Source organism: Lelliottia sp. JS-SCA-14 (assembly GCF_035593345.1).
Taxonomy (GTDB): domain Bacteria; phylum Pseudomonadota; class Gammaproteobacteria; order Enterobacterales; family Enterobacteriaceae; genus Enterobacter; species Enterobacter wanjuensis.
On record NZ_CP141606.1, the window covers coordinates 3,819,324 to 3,837,842 of the forward strand.

The window sequence follows — 18,519 nt, forward strand, 5'->3', positions numbered from 1 at the left end:
TTTTAGTAACTGACGGGGAGAGTATATGTAAGGGGAGGCCGCTCCCTCACCGTGCATCACCACAACATTGGCGGGCAGGTCAGAGGTTGTTTGTGGCAAAAGCCCAGGGGAGTGGAAGATAGTTCACGAAAATGGGGAAGAGTGTGAGCTTGATTGCCGGGTGGCGGCTACGCCTTACCCGGCCTACAAAACCGTAGGCCCGCGTAAGCGAAGCGCCACCGGGCAAAGGGTCAGTTGAGCAACGAGCCCCACTGCTCAACCCACGGATTGGACTGGCTTTCTGGCTCCGGGTGTTCACCGGCGTCGATCATCAGCATCTCACCGATGCGCTGCGCGCTTTGCTCCTGCAGCAGGGCATCGAACTGCTTACCGCCGCCGCAGAAATTGGCGTAGCTGCTGTCACCGAGGGCAATAATGCCGTAGCGCGTGTCCGGCTGATAACCCAGTTTGTCTTTGATGGCCTGGAAGAGCGGCACGATGCTGTCCGGCAGATCGCCCTGCCCGGTTGTGGATGTCACCACCAGAACGTACTGATCTTTGTATTTTTCCCAGTCGGCGAGCTCCGGATCTTCGTAGACCGTCGCTTTGTGCCCCTGACCAATCAGGATCGCTTCGGCCTCTTCGGCCACCAGCAGCGAATTACCGTACATTGTGCCGACAAAAATGCCTACTTCAGCCATGCTTCACTCCCTTCATTATCGCTATTGCTGTTCATCCTGAACGTTGCTCGCCACAAACTCAACCCTTTCATTTTCGGGGAGTTGTCCCATCCAGCCAAACTGTGACAGCGCCTGCATCCAGACGTCATCCAGCCCCGCGCGGATCACCAGCGGCTCGCCGGTAAACGGATGGGTCAGGCTCAGCTGGCTGGCGTGCAGCATCAGGCGGTTGCAGCCGAAATGTTCCGCGGCGCTGCGGTTCTGGCGCAAATCGCCGTGCTTGCTGTCGCCGATGATCGGGTGACGCAGATGGGAGAGATGACGGCGCAGCTGATGCTTGCGCCCGGTATGCGGCTCGAGTTCAACCAGACCGTAGCGGGTGGTCGGAAATTTTCCGGTGGCAACAGGCATTTCGACCGTCGCCAGACCGCGATAATCGGTCACCGCAGGCTGCGGCTCTTTATCGTCGCGGGCAAATTTATCGGCGATTTTATCCAGCTCTTCGACCAAAGGATAATCAAGGGTCGCTTCATCCATCAGCCAGCCGCGTACGATGGCGTGATAGCGTTTTCGAATCTGATGCTGTTCGAACTGCTGGGACAACAGACGCCCGGCCTCGCTGGAAAGCCCCATCAGCAGTACGCCAGAGGTGGGTCTGTCGAGACGATGAACGGTAAACACGTGCTGACCAATCTGGTCGCGCACGGTCTGCATCACCACCACTTTCTCATCGCGATCCAGCCAGCTACGGTGAACCAGCCAGCCCGACGGCTTATTGACTGCGACCAGCCACTCATCCTGGTAGAGGATCTCAATGGTCATGCCTGGCCGCCGGAAAAGAGCGTGTCCAGACGTTGCAGTTCGATCAGCACGACTTCGCGCACCGGATGCTGGGCATCCAGCGCCATTTCGTAATACGGGGCGACGGCAAAATCGTGCGGGAGCGGATAACCCCCGTCCAGCAGGGCATGCAGACGCGGGATAAGCACCCACTGCAGCCACTCAAAGGGCTCAAGGGTGTCGAGGCAGAAAGGCTGGGTGCTTTCGAATGCCTCTGGCTGCGGCGCCGTTTCCTGCCACAGCTGATGGTGGCGCAACAGAGCTTCGATGGCGTGCAACTGGGCACGAACGCTGTCGTTATGCGTCATAAAAACCTCAACGGAAAAACTGAACGGCGCGCAGCATAGCATTCCGGGGCGCAGAAATAAAAAAAGGGAGCACTGTATAAACAGTGCTCCCGGTTCGTTCCGCAGCAATCCAGCTACAATTTGTGCTCCCTGCTCGTCCGTGACAACTTTTCCAGTGGCCGTGAGGCCTGATCGTCCGTAACCGCGCATCCTGCTCACATCATCCTGATGTGATTGTTTCATCCTGAAACGTCCTGGCCTTCCTGACCCACCGGGCATCATGTCCGGTTCTCATTCTCCGTCCTGGAGGTGTCCTTTACGCGTCCTGCGTGTTCCTTTTGCTTCAATCCTGAAGCCTTCCTGTTGCGCCATCCTGACGTGTCCTGTGTGAGAAACGTCATCATCCTGATGTTCGTCTCTCGTGTCGTCATCCTGTCGACGGACATAGAATCCCTTATTAAGCTTCGTCTTACAACCCACGCTCACAGAATTACCGAACTCATTAATTCGGTAAAAGTGAGGATTTAAAGATTCAACACACTGAAACTAATAGATTTTTAACTAATAAACGCGCTAATGCTGCCAATGAATTTCGGCGATCTCTCACAAACCTTGTAAGAGATCTCTCACAAACGCTGTAGGTCAAAGGATTACAAAACAGGGTCGAGTTGATTCAGGAAATCCGCAAGTGAAGGGGCGAGAACATCGCGTTTGCGGGTGCCGAGCGTCTCTTTGATCACTTCGCCATTCAGGTTAGAGACGGCGATCACATCCAGTTCGCTGTCGAGGGTGGCGATAAACAGAGTCGGCGCAAGCTTCAGGCGTTTTTGCGTCACCAGATGACCAATCAGGTTCTCCTGAACGCGCTGGAAATCTTCTTCGCTCCAGGTCTGCAGCAGGGTCATCGTTTCATTCGCGAAACGGGCGCGCATATCCCCGGCAAATTGTGTGGTGTAGAACGCATGAACGGCAGGTTGTACCACGATGTCCATGGCGCGCTCAACCGCATTTACATTCTGCTCCAGCGTGAAGGGCTGCGGCTGCCAGATGATTTTGTCGTCGAGCGTCGTGATGATGCACGGTGACGGGACGCCGTATAACTCTTCACTTTGCGGCCAGGTTTCATTCTGGTGATGCCAGGCATCGCAATAGCGTGTAGTGAACGCCGTCAGGGCATTTGCAGTCTCGATATCCACCGATTTCTCTCTTCACGTAAGACAGGATAAACTTGTGCCTATAGTTTACCTGCAAAGTGACAATGAAACATGTCTTACGAAAATCATCAGGCGTTATCCGGCTTAACCCTTGGCAAAACGACCGCCTACCGCGACATCTATGACGCCACCCTGCTGCAGGGCGTTCCGCGCAGCCTGAACCGCGATCCGCTGGGGCTCACCGCCGATGCGCTGCCCTTCGTCGGCGGCGATATCTGGACCCTGTACGAACTCTCCTGGCTGAATGCGCGCGGACTCCCGCAGGTTGCGGTTGGCCACGTGGAGCTGGATTACGCCAGCGTGAATCTGGTGGAATCCAAAAGCTTTAAGCTCTATCTCAACAGCTTTAACCAGACGCGGTTTGACTCCTGGGACGAGGTGCAGCGCACGCTGGAACGCGATCTGAGCGCCTGCGCTCAGGGAAAAGTGACGGTGGCGCTGTATCGCCTGCATGAGCTGGAAGGCCAGCCGGTCGCGCATTTTCACGGCACCTGCATCGACGATCAGGATATCGCCATCGACAGCTACGAATTCAGCACCGACTACCTGCAAAATGCCGCGGGTGAGAAAGTCGTTGAAGAGACGCTGATCAGCCATCTGCTGAAATCCAACTGCCTGATCACCCACCAGCCAGACTGGGGCTCCGTGCAAATTCAGTATCGCGGACCGAAAATCGACCGTGAAAAACTGCTGCGCTATCTGGTCTCATTCCGCCATCACAACGAGTTTCACGAGCAGTGCGTCGAGCGCATCTTCAATGATATCCAGCGCTTCTGCCAGCCTGAGAAACTGAGCGTTTACGCGCGTTACACCCGTCGCGGCGGGCTGGACATTAACCCGTGGCGCACCAACACGGACTTTGTTCCGGCAACCGGACGGTTGGTTCGTCAGTAAATATTTATTAAATATGCGTACTCTATTCCGCGTCTAAGGTTGTGAAACGTCATAAGCCAGGGCTATTGTAATCAACAGGGAAAGAAGATCTTCATCCCGTAAGGAGCTCACTTGATTACACATATTAGCCCGCTTGGCTCAATGGATATGTTGTCGCAGCTGGAAGTGGACATGCTTAAACGCACGGCCAGCAGTGACCTGTATCAACTGTTTCGTAACTGTTCCCTTGCCGTTCTGAACTCCGGAAGCCTGACAGATAACAGTAAAGAGCTGCTGTCACGCTTTGAAAGCTTTGATATCAACGTATTGCGTCGCGAACGCGGCGTGAAGCTTGAAGTCATTAATCCGCCGGAAGAGGCCTTTGTCGACGGGCGAATCATCCGCTCCCTGCAGGCCAACCTGTTCGCCGTGCTACGCGACATCCTGTTTGTTAACGGACAAATTCACAATGCCGGGCGCTTCCAGCACCTGAACCTGGAAAGCTCGGCACACATGACTAACCTGGTCTTCTCCATTCTGCGCAACGCCCGCGCCCTGCACGTCGGCGAAGCGCCGAACATGGTGGTCTGCTGGGGTGGTCACTCCATCAATGAAACCGAATATCTCTACGCCCGCCGCGTGGGGACTCAACTGGGTCTGCGCGAACTGAACATCTGCACCGGCTGCGGTCCGGGTGCGATGGAAGCACCGATGAAAGGCGCAGCCGTGGGTCACGCCCAGCAGCGCTACAAAGAGGGCCGATTCATCGGGATGACGGAACCGTCCATCATTGCTGCAGAGCCGCCGAACCCGCTGGTGAATGAGCTTATCATCATGCCGGATATCGAAAAGCGTCTCGAAGCCTTCGTGCGCATTGCCCACGGAATCATCATCTTCCCGGGCGGCGTCGGCACGGCGGAAGAGCTGCTGTATCTGCTGGGTATTCTGATGAACCCGGCGAACAAAAATCAGGTCTTACCGCTGATCCTCACCGGGCCAAAAGAGAGCGCCGATTACTTCCGCGTGCTGGATGAGTTTATCGTTCACACCTTAGGTGAAGCGGCGCGTAGCCACTATCGCATCATCATTGACGATGCGGCTGAAGTGGCGCGTCAGATGAAAAAGGCGATGCCGCTGGTGAAAGAGAACCGTCGTGATACGGGGGATGCCTACAGCTTTAACTGGTCGATTCGCATTGCGCCGGATCTGCAGAAGCCATTTGAGCCGTCCCATGAAAACATGGCGAACCTGAAACTGTATCCGGATCAACCGGTGGAAGTGCTGGCGGCGGATCTGCGTCGCGCGTTCTCCGGCATCGTGGCCGGTAACGTCAAAGAGGTGGGCATTCGCGCCATCGAAGAGCACGGCCCTTACAAAATCCACGGCGACAGCGAGATGATGCGCCGCATGGATGATCTTCTGCAGGGCTTTGTCGCCCAGCATCGTATGAAGTTGCCCGGTTCAGCCTATATCCCGTGCTACGAGATCTGTGCCTGACCGCAAATTTCACTTCATGTTTAAGCCGGGGATCCCCCGGCTTTTTAATTTCTGCTGATAAAACATAGATATTACTTATCTTATTTACAATTCCATTCACCACGCAAACGATTACCTGCATTTTGCGACCGTGGTTTATCAGCCTTAATCTAAATTAACTGCAAGAAAAAACTAAAAATCACCATCTTTGCAGCGAAACCCACGTATCTCACCGTCTGAGCTTTCACGCCGTATGTCGTTAATGGTAGCCTTCGCGCCCGTAAATCCGCTTTGACGTTTTATTAACAGTTTTTTGGTCTAAATATGCCCACTTCAAAAGTGGATTATTGCATTTGGGATCAGGATCACTGATACATTCATCACTTAAATGTATCTTTCCGCCCGCCAATAGTTACGGGCAAAAATTATAAAAAAACCGTCATTGAACGAATTTCATATTACCGTCAGGCCATTTTTCATCGGAATTGACTAAAAAGCCTGACAAATTGCTTCCTCCAGGAGAAATAGATGGAAACCACTCAAACCAGCACCATTGCTTCGACAGAATCCCGAAGTGGATGGCGCAAAACGGACACCATGTGGATGCTGGGCCTGTACGGTACAGCAATCGGCGCGGGTGTCCTGTTCCTGCCTATCAACGCAGGCGTTGGCGGTCTGATTCCGCTGATCATCATGGCTATCATTGCTTTCCCGATGACTTACTTTGCACACCGCGGCCTGACCCGTTTTGTGCTGTCCGGTAAAAACCCTGGCGAAGACATCACCGAAGTGGTTGAAGAACACTTTGGCGTCGGCGCAGGTAAACTGATTACCCTGCTCTACTTCTTCGCGATTTACCCGATTCTGCTGGTTTATAGCGTGGCGATTACTAACACCGTTGAAAGCTTCATGACGCACCAGCTGCACATGACGCCGCCACCGCGTGCGATTCTGTCTCTGATCCTGATTGTCGGCATGATGACCATCGTTCGTTTCGGCGAGCAGATGATTGTTAAGGCGATGAGCGTGCTGGTCTTCCCGTTCGTGATTGCCCTGATGGTGCTGGCGTTCTACCTGGTTCCACAGTGGAACGGCGCAGCGCTGGAAACTCTGTCCCTGAGCAGCGCATCTGCCACCGGTAACGGCCTGTGGATGACTCTGTGGCTGGCGATTCCGGTAATGGTCTTCTCCTTCAACCACTCCCCGATCATCTCCTCTTTCGCCGTCGCGAAACGTGAAGAGTACGGTCAGGGCGCAGAGAAAAAATGTTCCAGCATCCTGGCCCGCGCTCACATCATGATGGTTATCACCGTGATGTTCTTCGTGTTCAGCTGCGTACTGAGCCTCTCCCCGGCAGACCTGGCCGCGGCGAAAGCGCAGAACATCTCGATTCTGTCTTACCTGGCTAACCACTTTAACGCACCGCTGATTGCCTGGATGGCGCCAATCATCGCGATTATCGCTATCACCAAATCCTTCCTCGGCCACTACCTGGGCGCACGTGAAGGCTTTAACGGTATGGTGATTAAATCCCTGCGCGGTAAAGGCAAAACCATTGAAATCAACAAACTGAACAAAATCACTGCCCTGTTCATGCTGTTGACCACCTGGGCTGTTGCGACCATGAACCCGAGCATCCTCGGCATGATCGAAACCCTGGGCGGCCCAATCATCGCGATGATTCTGTTCCTGATGCCGATGTACGCGATTCAGAAAGTCCCGGCAATGCGTAAATACAGCGGCCATATCAGCAACGTCTTCGTTGTGATTATGGGCCTGATTGCCATCTCCGCGATTTTCTTCTCTCTGTTCAGCTAATACCTCCTGCGCCGTCTTCGGACGGCGCACTCCTCCTCTGACTGATAGCCATGGACGCATCATGATTAGCGTATTCGATATCTTCAAAATCGGTATTGGACCTTCCAGCTCTCATACTGTCGGGCCAATGAAAGCCGGTAAACAATTCACGGATGACTTGATTTCACGCGGCATTCTGCACGACGTCACGCGCGTGGTTGTAGATGTGTACGGCTCTCTGTCCCTGACGGGCAAAGGCCACCATACTGACATCGCCATTATCATGGGCCTGGCGGGGAACCTGCCGGATTCCGTTGATATTGATTCAATCCCTGGATTCATTCAGGACGTGAATACCCATGGCCGCCTGCTGCTGGCAAACGGCGAGCATGAGGTCGAATTCCCGGTTGATAAGTGCATGAACTTCCATGCCGACAACCTCTCCCTGCACGAGAACGGGATGCGAATCACCGCCCTGGCAGGCGAAACGGCGATTTACAGCCAAACTTATTACTCCATCGGCGGCGGTTTTATCGTCGACGAAGACCACTTTGGTCTGGCCAGCGACTCCTCCGTTGCGGTGCCTTATCCGTATAAAAATGCGGCAGATTTACAGCGTCATTGTGAGGAAACCGGTCTGTCACTCTCCGGCCTGATGATGAAAAACGAGCTGGCGCTGCACAGCAAAGAAGAGCTGGAGCAGCACTTCAAAAACGTCTGGGATGTGATGCGCGGCGGTATCGAGCGCGGGATCACCACCGAAGGCGTTCTGCCGGGCAAACTGCGCGTCCCGCGTCGTGCTGCTGCATTGCGTCGTATGCTGGTAAGCACCGACAAAACCACAACCGACCCGATGGCGGTCGTGGACTGGATCAACATGTTCGCGCTGGCGGTTAACGAAGAAAACGCCGCTGGCGGACGCGTGGTCACTGCGCCGACTAACGGCGCGTGCGGTATCGTTCCGGCGGTTCTGGCGTACTACGACAAATTCATCCGCGAAGTGAACGCTAACTCGCTGGCGCGCTATCTGCTGGTCACCAGTGCGATTGGCTCGCTGTACAAGATGAACGCGTCGATCTCCGGTGCCGAAGTGGGCTGCCAGGGCGAAGTCGGCGTGGCCTGTTCCATGGCGGCGGCGGGCCTGACGGAGCTGCTGGGCGGTAGCCCAACGCAGGTCTGTATCGCGGCGGAAATCGGCATGGAACATAACCTCGGACTGACCTGCGACCCGGTTGCCGGGCAGGTACAGGTGCCGTGTATCGAGCGTAACGCGATTGCTTCCGTGAAAGCGGTCAACGCCGCACGTATGGCCCTGCGCCGTACCAGCGAGCCGCGTGTTTGTCTCGATAAGGTTATCGAAACCATGTACGAGACAGGGAAAGATATGAATGCCAAATACCGCGAAACCTCGCGCGGCGGACTGGCCATGAAGATCGTCACCTGCGATTAAAACTGTGCGCCTCGCTTTTGCGAGGCGCCTTCCCAATTCCCTCTCCTCTCGTAGTTTCATCCTGCTGACAGTGTTACCCTTTATTCATCAACAGAAGGGAGATTATCTGTGGCTTTTCATTTGCTTATTGTCGACGCGCTCAACCTGATTCGCCGTATTCATGCGGTGCAAGGCACGCCCTGTAAGGACACCTGTCTGCACGCGCTGGAGCAGCTGATTCGCCACAGCCAGCCCACGCACGTGGTCGCCGTGTTCGACGATGAAGCGCGTAATACCGGCTGGCGTCATCAGCGTTTACCGGACTACAAAGCCGGACGCGCCCCGATGCCAGAGGATCTGCATGCAGAAATGCCCGCCATTCGCGCCGCCTTTGAGCAACGTGGCGTGCCGTGCTGGGGCGCTCATGGCAACGAAGCCGACGATTTAGCCGCCACCCTGGCGGTAAAAGTCGCGGGGGCCGGACATCAGGCCACCATTGTCTCCACGGATAAAGGCTACTGCCAGCTGCTTTCCCCGACTATTCGCATCCGGGATTACTTCCAAAAACGCTGGCTGGATGCGCCGTTTATCGCCAGCGAATTTGGCGTCTCACCGCAGCAGTTGCCGGATTACTGGGGACTTGCCGGGATCAGCAGCTCAAAAGTACCAGGCGTCGCCGGGATTGGCCCCAAAAGCGCAGCCCAGCTGTTAACGGATTTTCAGGATCTGGAGGGGATTTACGCCCATCTGGAAGAGGTCCCCGAGAAGTGGCGCAAGAAGCTGGAGTCGCACAAAGAGATGGCATTTATCTGCCGGGACGTGGCGCGGTTACAGACGGATTTACAGTTAGACGGGAATTTGCAGCAGTTAAGGCTGGAGCGGTAGTCATTTGCCGGGCGGCACTGCGTTTGCCCGGCCTACGATTCAAGCCTTTGTAGGCCCGGTAAGCGCAGCGCCACCGGGCATAAAACCGCATAAATGCCAACATCGTGCCGGGTGGCGGCTTCGCCTTACCCGGCCTACAAAATCAAAACCTTAACATGTCGCAGGACCGGTAAGCGCAGCGCCACCGGGCACAACACGACGCACTATCGCTCGTCGCGACGACCACCAACAGCAGCCCACCAGCGGCGAACATGGACCGTCACTTCTTCACGGTCATGGTACAGCTGACGCGCCTGAATTTCGGCGTTGATGCCCTGCGCATTCAGCTGCTCCTGAATATACGCCAGGTTCTGGGACACCTCTTCGTAGCGCTTTTTCATCGGCAGCTTGAGGTTGAAGATCGTCTCACGACACCAGCCGTTTACCAGCCAGGAAGCCATCAGCGCAGCCACTTTCGCCGGTTTCTCCACCATATCGCACACCATCCAGGTGATGTTGTTGCGGGTCGGACGATAGCGGAAACCATCTTCACGCAGCCAGGTCACCTGTCCGGTATCCATCAGGCTTTGCGCCATCGGGCCGTTATCGACAGACGAAACCCACATGTTGCGCTTCACCAGCTGATAGGTCCAGCCGCCAGGGCAAGCCCCCAGATCCACGGCATACATGCCGTTCGCCAGGCGCTCATCCCATTCGTCGGCCGGAATAAAGACGTGGAACGCCTCTTCCAGCTTCAGCGTTGAACGGCTTGGCGCATCGGACGGGAACTTAAGGCGCGGGATGCCCATATAAAACGGCGAGTTGTTCGTCGTGTAGGAATACCCGGTATAACAGCAGCCAGGGGCGATAAAGAAGACATGCACCACAGGACGCTTTGGCGTCTCGTAGTTTGTCAGCACGCCCACCTCACGCAGCGCGGCGCGCAGCGGAACGGTGAATTTGCGGCAGAACTTCATCAGCTCTTTGCTTTCGTTGGTATCCGCGACTTCAACGCGCAGATCGCCGCCCTTCTCGACCACGCCCTGCAGCATGCCCGAGATCGGGGCAATACGATCGTCTGGCGGCAAATCGGTCAGCAGCTCGCCCGCGGCAAACATCTGACGGGCGAAAATCAACGAGCTGAACGGTAACTTGCTGACGATCTTATCCGCATCATCAGGCTGATAGCACTCGAAGACCACATAGCCCGAGTGCTCTTTAACGCGGGCAAAGCCGAAGACGTCCAGACGTGACGCTTTGTCCGTAATTTCCGCGGCGCACTCTTTCTCAAACCCCGGGCGACAATATAAAACAACCTTACTCATGAACAACGCCCCTGCGTTTCAGACGGATAGCTCCGATAAACATCAATACCCACCCGGCGAGGAAACTGACGCCGCCGACGGGTGTAACAAACGCCCACAGGCGCAAATGTGACAGTGCGAGGCAGTATAAGCTGCCGCTAAACAGCACGGTTCCGAGCGCGAGAAACACGCTGCTCCAGTAGAACCAGATGCTAATCCGGCGCTGCATCGCCACCGCGAGGCCAAAGATGGCCAGCGTGTGAAACGCCTGATATTCAAGGCCGGTCTGGATCCAGCCCATTTCAACAACCCCTAAGGACTTGCTTAACACGTGCGCGCCAAACGCGCCCAGTGCGACAAAAATAAAGCCACTCACCGCGGCAAAAATCAGCATGAAACGGCTGGTCATGTGTCTGTCCTAAAAGTTATGCGTGCCCGGCACACAAAAGAGATGATCATTCGTAACGAAAGCGGAATTTTTCTTGCTCATGTGCCGCCTTCGCCAGTATCCACTGCCGGAAGGCGGCTATTTTACCCAGTTCTGCCTGACTGTCATGACAAACCAGATAAAACGCATTCTTACTGACCAGAACATCATTAAACGGACAGACCAGGCGGCCTGCCTCAATTTCGGACTGCGCCATTACGTTGTTGGCCAACGCCACGCCCTGTCCGTGTATGGCAGCCTGTAACACCATCGCACTGTGGCTAAAGATGGGGCCATGCTGCACATTAATATGATTAAGACCCAACTGGCGGGTATAAGTTTGCCAGTCGCGGCGAGAAGCATCGTGTAAAAGCGTATGTTGCGCCAGATCGGCAGGCGTTTTCAACGCTTTGTCACCGGTCAGCAGCAGCGGTGAGCACACCGGCAGGAGATATTCTGCGTATAATTTTTCAACACGCAAGCCTGGCCAGTTGCCGCGACCATAAAAAATCGCCACGTCGACGTCATCCGCCAGTTTGTCTTCCTGACGGTCGACCGCCTGGATCCTGACGTCGATTCCCGGATAAGCTGAGTTAAAGCTAGAGAGTCTTGGCACCAGCCAATGAATGGCAAAACTGGGCAATAAACTGACCGTCAGCGCCCCTTTTGCACTCCGCGCCTGAAGTTTGCGCGTGGCTTCGGTGAGCTGAGAAAAAATGTCTTTGATATCCTGAAAATAGCTCTGTCCTTCTTCCGTCAGAAGCAGCGAACGGTTGCGGCGACGGAACAGCTTAAGCCCCAGGAAATCCTCGAGAGACTTGATTTGATGACTTACTGCGGCCTGCGTCACAAAAAGCTCATCGGCCGCGCGCGTGAAGCTCAGATGGCGCGCTGCGGCATCAAAAACTCGTAATGCATTGAGGGGTGGTAATCGCTTCGACATGGTTATCAGGCTTAGATGTTAAAGGTATTTAACACATAGGAAACAACGTTTAACCTATTAGTTTTTTTTATCTGAGCCATTATAATTTGTCCGTTGAGGAACTACCAGCAAATACCTATAGTGGCGGCACTTCCTGAGCCGGAACGAAAAGCTTTTTTTGGAATGCGTGTTCTGAAGGGCTTTTGGCTTACGGTTGTGATGTTGTGTTGTTGTGTTTGCAATTGGTCTGCAATTCAGATCACGGTAGCGAAGCTACCCTTTTTTCACTTCCTGTACATTTACCCTGTCTGTCCATAGTGATTAATGTAGCACCGCCTATTTGCGGTGCTTTTTTTTGGTCTAAATTTCCTTATTTATCAAGCTCAACCATCTCTTTCACGTCAGTGCGGTTGATCTGCTGCTTGTTCCCGTTCGCATCCTTGTACGAGATCATCCCGGTCTCATTATCGGTTTTTGGTTTCCCGTCAGAGACGATGGTTCGACCGTCATTGGTATGCATCACGTAGTTGTTACCAGAACAGGCGCTCAGGGCAAAAGTCATTACACAGGCAGAAAAGATTGCGGCAGTCTTGTTCATAATTTTCTCCATTAGCAATTAATGCTATTTAATCCTCGATTTAAAACAGGCTAAAACATTCACCTAACACTATTCAGCATAACCTGCTTCTCAGGACCTGCCAGGACAAACAGACAATTCCGATAGCGATCAACAACCTTGCCCTGCCGCCAAAAGTGCGCGACGATCTCAGTATTGATATGAGGAATTCCATGAACGCTTTCAGTCCTGCGCATTTTCGCGCACAGTTCCCGGCGCTGGCCGATGCCGGAGTTTATCTCGACAGCGCCGCCACAGCGCTTAAGCCACTGGCGGTGATCGACGCGACAAATCAGTTCTACAGCCTGAGTGCCGGGAATGTGCATCGCAGTCAGTTTGCTGAGGCGCAGCGTTTGACCGCGCGCTACGAGGCCGCCCGCGATCAGGTCGCACGTCTGCTGAACGCCGAAAGCGGCAAAAATATCGTCTGGACCCGTGGTACCACTGAGGCCATCAATATGGTCGCGCAGTGTTACGCGCGCCCTCTCCTGCAGCCGGGCGACGAGATTATCGTCAGTGAAGCCGAGCATCACGCGAATCTGGTGCCCTGGCTGATGGTCGCGGAACAGACCGGCGCACAGATCGTCAAACTGCCGCTGGGCACAGATTTGCTGCCGGACGTCTCACGTCTTCCTGAGCTCATCACCCCACGCAGTCGAATTCTGGCGCTCGGCCAGATGTCGAACGTCACCGGCGGTTGCCCGGATCTCGCCCGCGCCATTGACATCGCGCACCGCCACGGGGTGATTGTGATGGTCGACGGCGCACAGGGCGTGGTGCATTTCCCGGCAGACGTTCGCCAGCTGGATATCGACTTTTACGCCTTCTCCGGCCATAAACTCTACGGCCCGACCGGGATCGGCGCGCTGTACGGCAAACCGGCGCTGCTGGCGCAGATGACGCCCTGGCTGGGCGGTGGGAAGATGATCACCGAAGTGACCTTCGACGGTTTCAAAACCCAGGAGATCCCTTATCGCCTCGAAGCCGGAACACCAAACGTTGCGGGAGTCATTGGTCTGAGCGCCGCGCTGGAGTGGCTGGCCGATACCGATGTGGTGCAGGCGGAAAGCTGGAGCCGCGGGCTGGCAACGCTGGCAGAAGAAGAGTTAAAAAAACGTCCGGGGTTCCGATCTTTCCGCGTTCAGGATTCCAGCCTGCTGGCCTTTGATTTTGCCGGCGTTCATCACAGCGATATGGTCACCCTGCTGGCGGAATACGGCATCGCCCTGCGTGCCGGTCAGCACTGCGCCCAGCCGCTTCTTGCGGCACTTGGCGTCAGCGGTACCCTGCGCGCCTCGTTTGCTCCCTACAACACGCAAAGCGACGTCCACGCCCTGGTGGCGGCCGTCGATCGCACCCTTGAACTTCTGGTGGATTAATGACGAGCTCATCCTTAGCCGGGCATCCTTTCGGCAGCGTGATCACCGAAGAGACGCTGCGACACACCTTCCTCCCGCTCACCCAGTGGGAAGATAAATACCGCCAGCTGATCCTGCTGGGCAAACAGCTCCCCGCCCTTTCTGAGGAGCTTAAAGCGCAGGCGAAAGAGATCGCAGGCTGCGAAAACCGCGTCTGGCTCGGTGTGACGACATCCGGGGATAAACTGCATTTCTTTGGCGACAGCGAAGGCCGCATCGTGCGCGGCTTGCTGGCGGTGCTGCTCACCGCCGTGGAAGGTAAAAGCGCGACGCAACTGTTGAATGGCGATCCGCTGGCTCTCTTTGATGAGCTGGGGCTGCGCGCTCAGTTGAGCGCCTCCCGCAGTCAGGGGCTGACCGCACTCAGCGAAGCAGTGCTGAATGCGGCCCGTCAGGTTCAGGCCTGACGGCTGGCTTTAGCCATCATTTTCTTCAGGGCGTGAGAGACTGCGACAAACCCAAAGGTCGCGGTGACCATCGTCGCCGCGCCAAAACCGGAGGCGCAGTCCATCCTTTTTGGCCCTTCAGCGGTGCTTTTCATCGCGCAAACAGAACCGTCCGACTGCGGATAGACCAGCGCTTCAGTTGAGAATACGCAGTCTACGCCGAGCTTTCCTTTGCTGTTCTTCACCACGTTAAAATCGCTTTTCAGCCTTTCACGCAGTTTGGCCGCCAGCGGGTCCTGAATGGTTTTCGCCAGATCGGCGACCTGGATCTGCGTCGGATCGATCTGACCGCCCGCGCCGCCGGTGGTCACTAAACCAACCTTGTAGCGGCGGCAATAGGCAATCAGGGCCGCTTTCGGACGCACGCTGTCGATTGCATCAATCACATAGCTAAACCCTGCGCCCATGTATTGCGCCACATTATCGGGCGTCACGAAATCATCGATCACCGTCACGCGGCATTCCGGGTTAATCAGGCGAATGCGATCGGCCATCACTTCCGCTTTCGCCAGACCGACGTTATCGCGCAGGGCGTGGATCTGGCGGTTGGTGTTAGTGACGCACACATCATCCATATCAATGAGCGTGATCGCGCCAATGCCGGTACGCGCCAGCGCCTCGGCCGCCCAGGAGCCGACTCCGCCGATACCGACGACGCACACGTGTGCATCCGCAAACAGTTGCAGGGCTTTTTCACCATATAAACGCGCTGTGCCGCCAAAACGTTGACGCCATGCATCGCTGATTAACGCAGACATAAGACCTCAGGATGTAAAAAGGGTGAGGTTTTATCCTCACCCTGCCCTTCTCTATAGATGAGAAGGCGGTAAATATTACGCGCTAGATTACCACAATCAGCCGCTGAAAACGTTGCCAGCACCTGCTGCAGGTTTGAGTACCCATACGCGGCCATAATGGTTATACCAGCCCGCACGATGACCGGCATCAGAGCCAATACCCTGATAAATATCGAAGTGCTGGCCTTTAATCGCCCCACCGACATCCAGCGCCACCATCAGGCGTAATTCATACTGGCCGCTAAATTTGCCGTTGTTGTCGAGAGTCGGCACCTCTGCCAGCAGCGTAGTGCCCGGTGGAATAATAGAACGATCGGAGGCCACCGACGCACGGCCAATCAGCGGAACCGCACTGGCCCCTTTCACTGGCGCAAAGTTTTGCGGTTTAAAGAAGACGAAGGACGGATTCTGCTCCAGCAGCTCGCGCACTTCTGCTTCGCTGTGCTTTTCGCCCCACTCGCGGATGGCCTGCATCGACATATCTTCTTTCTTTACTTCCCCGCGGTCGATCAGCACTTTGCCGATACTGCGGTAGGCGTGGCCGTTTTTACCGGAGTAGCTAAAGAAGTTCAGCGGTGAACCATCACCATAATCAATGTATCCGCTGCCCTGCACGTCCATGATGAAGTTATCCATCAGCGAGTTGCTGTAGGCCAGCACATAGGTTTCGTTCAGCGCACCGGCATAGATGTCCGCGCGAGACGGCAGACGACCACGTTTTGGCGGCATGCGGTAGATAGGATACTGGAACTCGCCCTGGCGGGTGTGCCGCGCCTGGACAACCGGCGTGTAGTAGCCGGTGAACTGGACGTTGCCGTAGTTATCGGCCCCTTCCATCTGCCAGGCGTCAATGCCGTACTGACGCATGGTGCGCGTATCTCCGCCTGCACGCAGCCAATCTTGCACAGCGTTATAGATGCTGTTCTGCGAACCGTACAGACGCGGCGACGCAGTGCGGATCTGGTTGACCTGCTCAGCAAAGTCACCCGCGTTGATCGGGGCACCGACGGCATCCGGCTGATTAACTAAAGAGAAAGGCTGGGAGAACTTCCCGTCTTTATATTGCTGACCGCGATCGGTCGGTTTAGAGCTACAGGCCGCAAGAATCGCTACCATTGCGCCCGTCATCAGATACTTCGCCCAACGTCCTTTCATTATATCTCGTCTTTAAGTTGCCCTGAGTCGCTATAAAGAAGATAACAAACCCCTCAGGCTAATGAAATCTGATAGCGCATCCTGAGGCAGGTTTTGCGCAATAATCATACGGATAACGCGATGTCGTTCAAATTACGTACTAATTTAGGAATTTATGTGAAAAAGGGTTGCATCAAAAACCTATCCGAGTATAGTGCGCATCCACGGACGCGGGGTGGAGCAGCCTGGTAGCTCGTCGGGCTCATAACCCGAAGGTCGTCAGTTCAAATCTGGCCCCCGCAACCAATTAAAATTTGATGCAGTACTTTCTACGATGTTTTTGCTCAGTAGAAAGACGGACGCGGGGTGGAGCAGCCCGGTAGCTCGTCGGGCTCATAACCCGAAGGTCGTCAGTTCAAATCTGGCCCCCGCAACCAATCAAATTTTTAAGCAGTAAGATGTAAAAAGAAGAAATACGGACGCGGGGTGGAGCAGCCCGGTAGCTCGTCGGGCTCATAACCCGAAGGTCGTCAGTTCAAATCTGGCCCCCGCAACCAATTCTTCGAAAAACAATGCATCTCAAAACAATAGACACCCTCAAGGGTGTTTTTTTGTATCTGCCGTTTGTGAATTTGCCGGGCGTGAACCCGGCTGATGCCACTACCCTCTTCTGGCCAACGTCGCGCCATCCGAGAAATACGCCTTAATCCCTGCCAGAATCGACTCCGCCACTTCCTGCTGGAACTTCGCGGTCTTGAGCTTACGCTCCTCTTCCACGTTACTGATAAACGCGGTTTCGACCAGAATCGACGGAATATCCGGGGCCTTCAGCACCGCAAACCCTGCCTGCTCAACGCTATTCTTGTGCAGCTTGTTCACATTCCCGAGTTTCCCCAGCACCGCTTTGCCAAATTTCAGGCTGTCGGTGATGGTCAGGGACTGCACCATATCGAACATGGTGTGATCGACATAGCGATCGCCGCTCTTGCTTACCCCACCGATAAGGTCGGAGGCGTTCTGGGAATCCGCCAGCAAACGTGCCGCCGTACTGGTCGCCCCTTTAGTCGAGAGCGCAAAGACCGACGAACCGCTCGGCTGTCTGCTGGTAAAGGCATCCGCGTGAATAGAGACAAACAGGTCGGCGCGCTGCTTCTGGGCTTTCGCCACGCGCACTTTGAGCGGAATGAACACGTCTTCATTGCGCGTCATGTACGCCCGCATGTTGCCCTCTTGATCGATCAGCGCCTTCAGACGGCGACCAATTTGCAGCACCACGTCTTTTTCCCGCGTACGATATTTCCCGACCGCACCGGAGTCTTCCCCGCCGTGGCCTGGATCGAGCATGATCACAATCGGACGGTCACGCCCCGCTTTGCCCGGTTTCGGGCCGCTCTGGGCCGGCGGTACCTGTTTCTCAAGATCGCCTTTGTTGTAATCTTCCAGCAGCGCGAGGAGCGGATCCTGAATATCCGTCGCATTCGCCGGGTAGAGATCCATCACCAGACGCTCTTTAAACCCCGCCACCGGCGCGAGGGCGAACAGCTGCGGCTTCACGTTCTGCTTTAGCTCAAACACCATGCGCACGGTTTGTGGATCGAACTGGCCGACGCGGGCCGATTTAATGTAAGGATCGTCGCCACGGATCTGCGCCCCCATGCCTTTCAGCACCGAGTTGAGATTCACGCCCTCGATATCCACCACCACACGCTCAGGATTGCTCAACGCAAACTGTTTGTATTTCAGTACCTGATTAGACTCTACCGTCACGCGCGTATAGGTCGAAGACGGCCAGACGCGCACCGCCACCACCTGACTCACAGCGGCGAATGCTACCTGACTGACGCTAAGCAACCACATCGCCCCAGCCCCTTGTAGCAAGCGGCGGCGGCTTATTGCTGATTTGGATCCCGACATGCTTCTCCCGAGCAAGAAAACGAATTCATAGATAAAACGGCCAAATTGACCGAAAACTTTAACGAATGACGCATAACCTGTCATCTATAAAAGGGTAAACAA

Annotated in this window: 18 protein-coding genes and 3 tRNA genes; 10 read left to right on the top strand and 11 right to left on the bottom strand. The window is 55.2% G+C overall.

The features are described from left to right. Positions 1 to 230 precede the first annotated feature (230 nt). From U9O48_RS17765 to syd, 4 genes are all read right to left on the bottom strand, one after another. The gene (locus tag U9O48_RS17765) at positions 231 to 680 is read right to left on the bottom strand and encodes a flavodoxin (RefSeq protein ID WP_282492782.1); all 450 of its coding nucleotides are present in this window, start codon (positions 678 to 680) and stop codon (positions 231 to 233) included. Positions 681 to 701: 21 nt separating this feature from the next. Continuing rightward, on the bottom strand, positions 702 to 1,481 hold the full coding sequence (truC, locus tag U9O48_RS17770) for a tRNA pseudouridine(65) synthase TruC (protein WP_285150876.1): 780 nt from the start codon (positions 1,479 to 1,481) through the stop codon (positions 702 to 704). Continuing rightward, complete coding sequence (locus tag U9O48_RS17775) at positions 1,478 to 1,807, bottom strand: YqcC family protein (RefSeq protein WP_282492780.1); 330 nt, start codon at positions 1,805 to 1,807, stop codon at positions 1,478 to 1,480. The genes truC and U9O48_RS17775 overlap by 4 nt, the downstream gene beginning before the upstream one ends. Before the next feature lie 629 nt (positions 1,808 to 2,436). Then, positions 2,437 to 2,982 (bottom strand): SecY-interacting protein, encoded by a 546-nt coding sequence (syd, locus tag U9O48_RS17780; protein ID WP_285143744.1) that lies wholly within the window; start codon positions 2,980 to 2,982, stop codon positions 2,437 to 2,439. Positions 2,983 to 3,051: 69 nt separating this feature from the next. Between syd and queF the strand changes: the two genes are divergently transcribed. The 5 genes from queF (at position 3,052) to xni (ending at position 9,460) form a co-directional block, all read left to right on the top strand. Then, positions 3,052 to 3,894: an NADPH-dependent 7-cyano-7-deazaguanine reductase QueF gene (gene queF, locus U9O48_RS17785; protein WP_285143745.1), complete on the top strand. Its 843-nt coding sequence runs from the start codon at positions 3,052 to 3,054 to the stop codon at positions 3,892 to 3,894. A gap of 111 nt (positions 3,895 to 4,005) precedes the next feature. Continuing rightward, positions 4,006 to 5,370, top strand: a complete 1,365-nt coding sequence (ppnN, locus tag U9O48_RS17790) for a nucleotide 5'-monophosphate nucleosidase PpnN (protein WP_282492777.1) — start codon at positions 4,006 to 4,008, stop codon at positions 5,368 to 5,370. A 507-nt stretch (positions 5,371 to 5,877) separates the two neighbouring features. After that, the gene (locus U9O48_RS17795) at positions 5,878 to 7,167 is read left to right on the top strand and encodes an HAAAP family serine/threonine permease (protein WP_282492776.1); all 1,290 of its coding nucleotides are present in this window, start codon (positions 5,878 to 5,880) and stop codon (positions 7,165 to 7,167) included. 61 nt (positions 7,168 to 7,228) lie between these two features. Further along, positions 7,229 to 8,596 (top strand): L-serine ammonia-lyase, encoded by a 1,368-nt coding sequence (locus tag U9O48_RS17800; protein ID WP_285143746.1) that lies wholly within the window; start codon positions 7,229 to 7,231, stop codon positions 8,594 to 8,596. 108 nt (positions 8,597 to 8,704) lie between these two features. Further along, positions 8,705 to 9,460, top strand: coding sequence for a flap endonuclease Xni (xni, locus tag U9O48_RS17805; protein WP_324722899.1), 756 nt, complete (start codon positions 8,705 to 8,707; stop codon positions 9,458 to 9,460). A 203-nt stretch (positions 9,461 to 9,663) separates the two neighbouring features. Here the strand turns inward: xni and rlmM are convergent, their stop codons facing one another. From rlmM to U9O48_RS17825, 4 genes are all read right to left on the bottom strand, one after another. Continuing rightward, a complete protein-coding gene (gene rlmM / locus U9O48_RS17810; RefSeq protein WP_282491559.1) occupies positions 9,664 to 10,764 on the bottom strand; it encodes a 23S rRNA (cytidine(2498)-2'-O)-methyltransferase RlmM in 1,101 nt (366 codons plus the stop codon). Next, the gene (locus U9O48_RS17815; protein WP_095283190.1) at positions 10,757 to 11,152 is read right to left on the bottom strand and encodes a DUF423 domain-containing protein; all 396 of its coding nucleotides are present in this window, start codon (positions 11,150 to 11,152) and stop codon (positions 10,757 to 10,759) included. The genes rlmM and U9O48_RS17815 overlap by 8 nt, the downstream gene beginning before the upstream one ends. Before the next feature lie 46 nt (positions 11,153 to 11,198). Then, the gene (gene gcvA, locus U9O48_RS17820) at positions 11,199 to 12,113 is read right to left on the bottom strand and encodes a glycine cleavage system transcriptional regulator GcvA (RefSeq protein ID WP_095283191.1); all 915 of its coding nucleotides are present in this window, start codon (positions 12,111 to 12,113) and stop codon (positions 11,199 to 11,201) included. Between the two features lie 349 nt (positions 12,114 to 12,462). Continuing rightward, positions 12,463 to 12,690 carry a YgdI/YgdR family lipoprotein gene (locus U9O48_RS17825; protein WP_282491558.1) on the bottom strand — a complete coding sequence of 76 codons (228 nt, stop codon included), beginning with the start codon at positions 12,688 to 12,690 and terminating at the stop codon, positions 12,463 to 12,465. A gap of 191 nt (positions 12,691 to 12,881) precedes the next feature. Between U9O48_RS17825 and csdA the strand changes: the two genes are divergently transcribed. Together csdA and csdE are read left to right on the top strand one after the other, a co-directional pair. Further along, positions 12,882 to 14,087, top strand: coding sequence for a cysteine desulfurase CsdA (csdA, locus tag U9O48_RS17830; protein WP_324722903.1), 1,206 nt, complete (start codon positions 12,882 to 12,884; stop codon positions 14,085 to 14,087). Further along, positions 14,087 to 14,533 (top strand): cysteine desulfurase sulfur acceptor subunit CsdE, encoded by a 447-nt coding sequence (gene csdE, locus U9O48_RS17835; protein WP_324722904.1) that lies wholly within the window; start codon positions 14,087 to 14,089, stop codon positions 14,531 to 14,533. Before csdA ends, csdE begins: the two co-directional genes overlap by 1 nt. On the opposite strand, the gene tcdA is transcribed toward csdE, so the two are convergent. Next, entirely contained in the window at positions 14,524 to 15,330 is an 807-nt protein-coding gene (tcdA, locus tag U9O48_RS17840; RefSeq protein ID WP_324722905.1) for a tRNA cyclic N6-threonylcarbamoyladenosine(37) synthase TcdA, read from the bottom strand. The two genes, csdE and tcdA, sit on opposite strands and share 10 nt — an antisense overlap. Positions 15,331 to 15,426: 96 nt before the next feature. Further along, positions 15,427 to 16,524 (bottom strand): murein transglycosylase A, encoded by a 1,098-nt coding sequence (gene mltA / locus U9O48_RS17845; RefSeq protein ID WP_285143751.1) that lies wholly within the window; start codon positions 16,522 to 16,524, stop codon positions 15,427 to 15,429. Positions 16,525 to 16,732: 208 nt separating this feature from the next. Here mltA and U9O48_RS17850 point away from each other — a divergent pair. From U9O48_RS17850 to U9O48_RS17860, 3 genes are all read left to right on the top strand, one after another. Beyond that, positions 16,733 to 16,809, top strand: a tRNA-Met gene (locus U9O48_RS17850). A gap of 54 nt (positions 16,810 to 16,863) precedes the next feature. Continuing rightward, a tRNA-Met gene (locus tag U9O48_RS17855) sits at positions 16,864 to 16,940 on the top strand. Positions 16,941 to 16,983: 43 nt separating this feature from the next. Then, a tRNA-Met gene (locus tag U9O48_RS17860) sits at positions 16,984 to 17,060 on the top strand. A 103-nt stretch (positions 17,061 to 17,163) separates the two neighbouring features. On the opposite strand, the gene amiC is transcribed toward U9O48_RS17860, so the two are convergent. Next, complete coding sequence (gene amiC / locus U9O48_RS17865; RefSeq protein ID WP_282494494.1) at positions 17,164 to 18,417, bottom strand: N-acetylmuramoyl-L-alanine amidase AmiC; 1,254 nt, start codon at positions 18,415 to 18,417, stop codon at positions 17,164 to 17,166. Positions 18,418 to 18,519 lie beyond the last annotated feature (102 nt).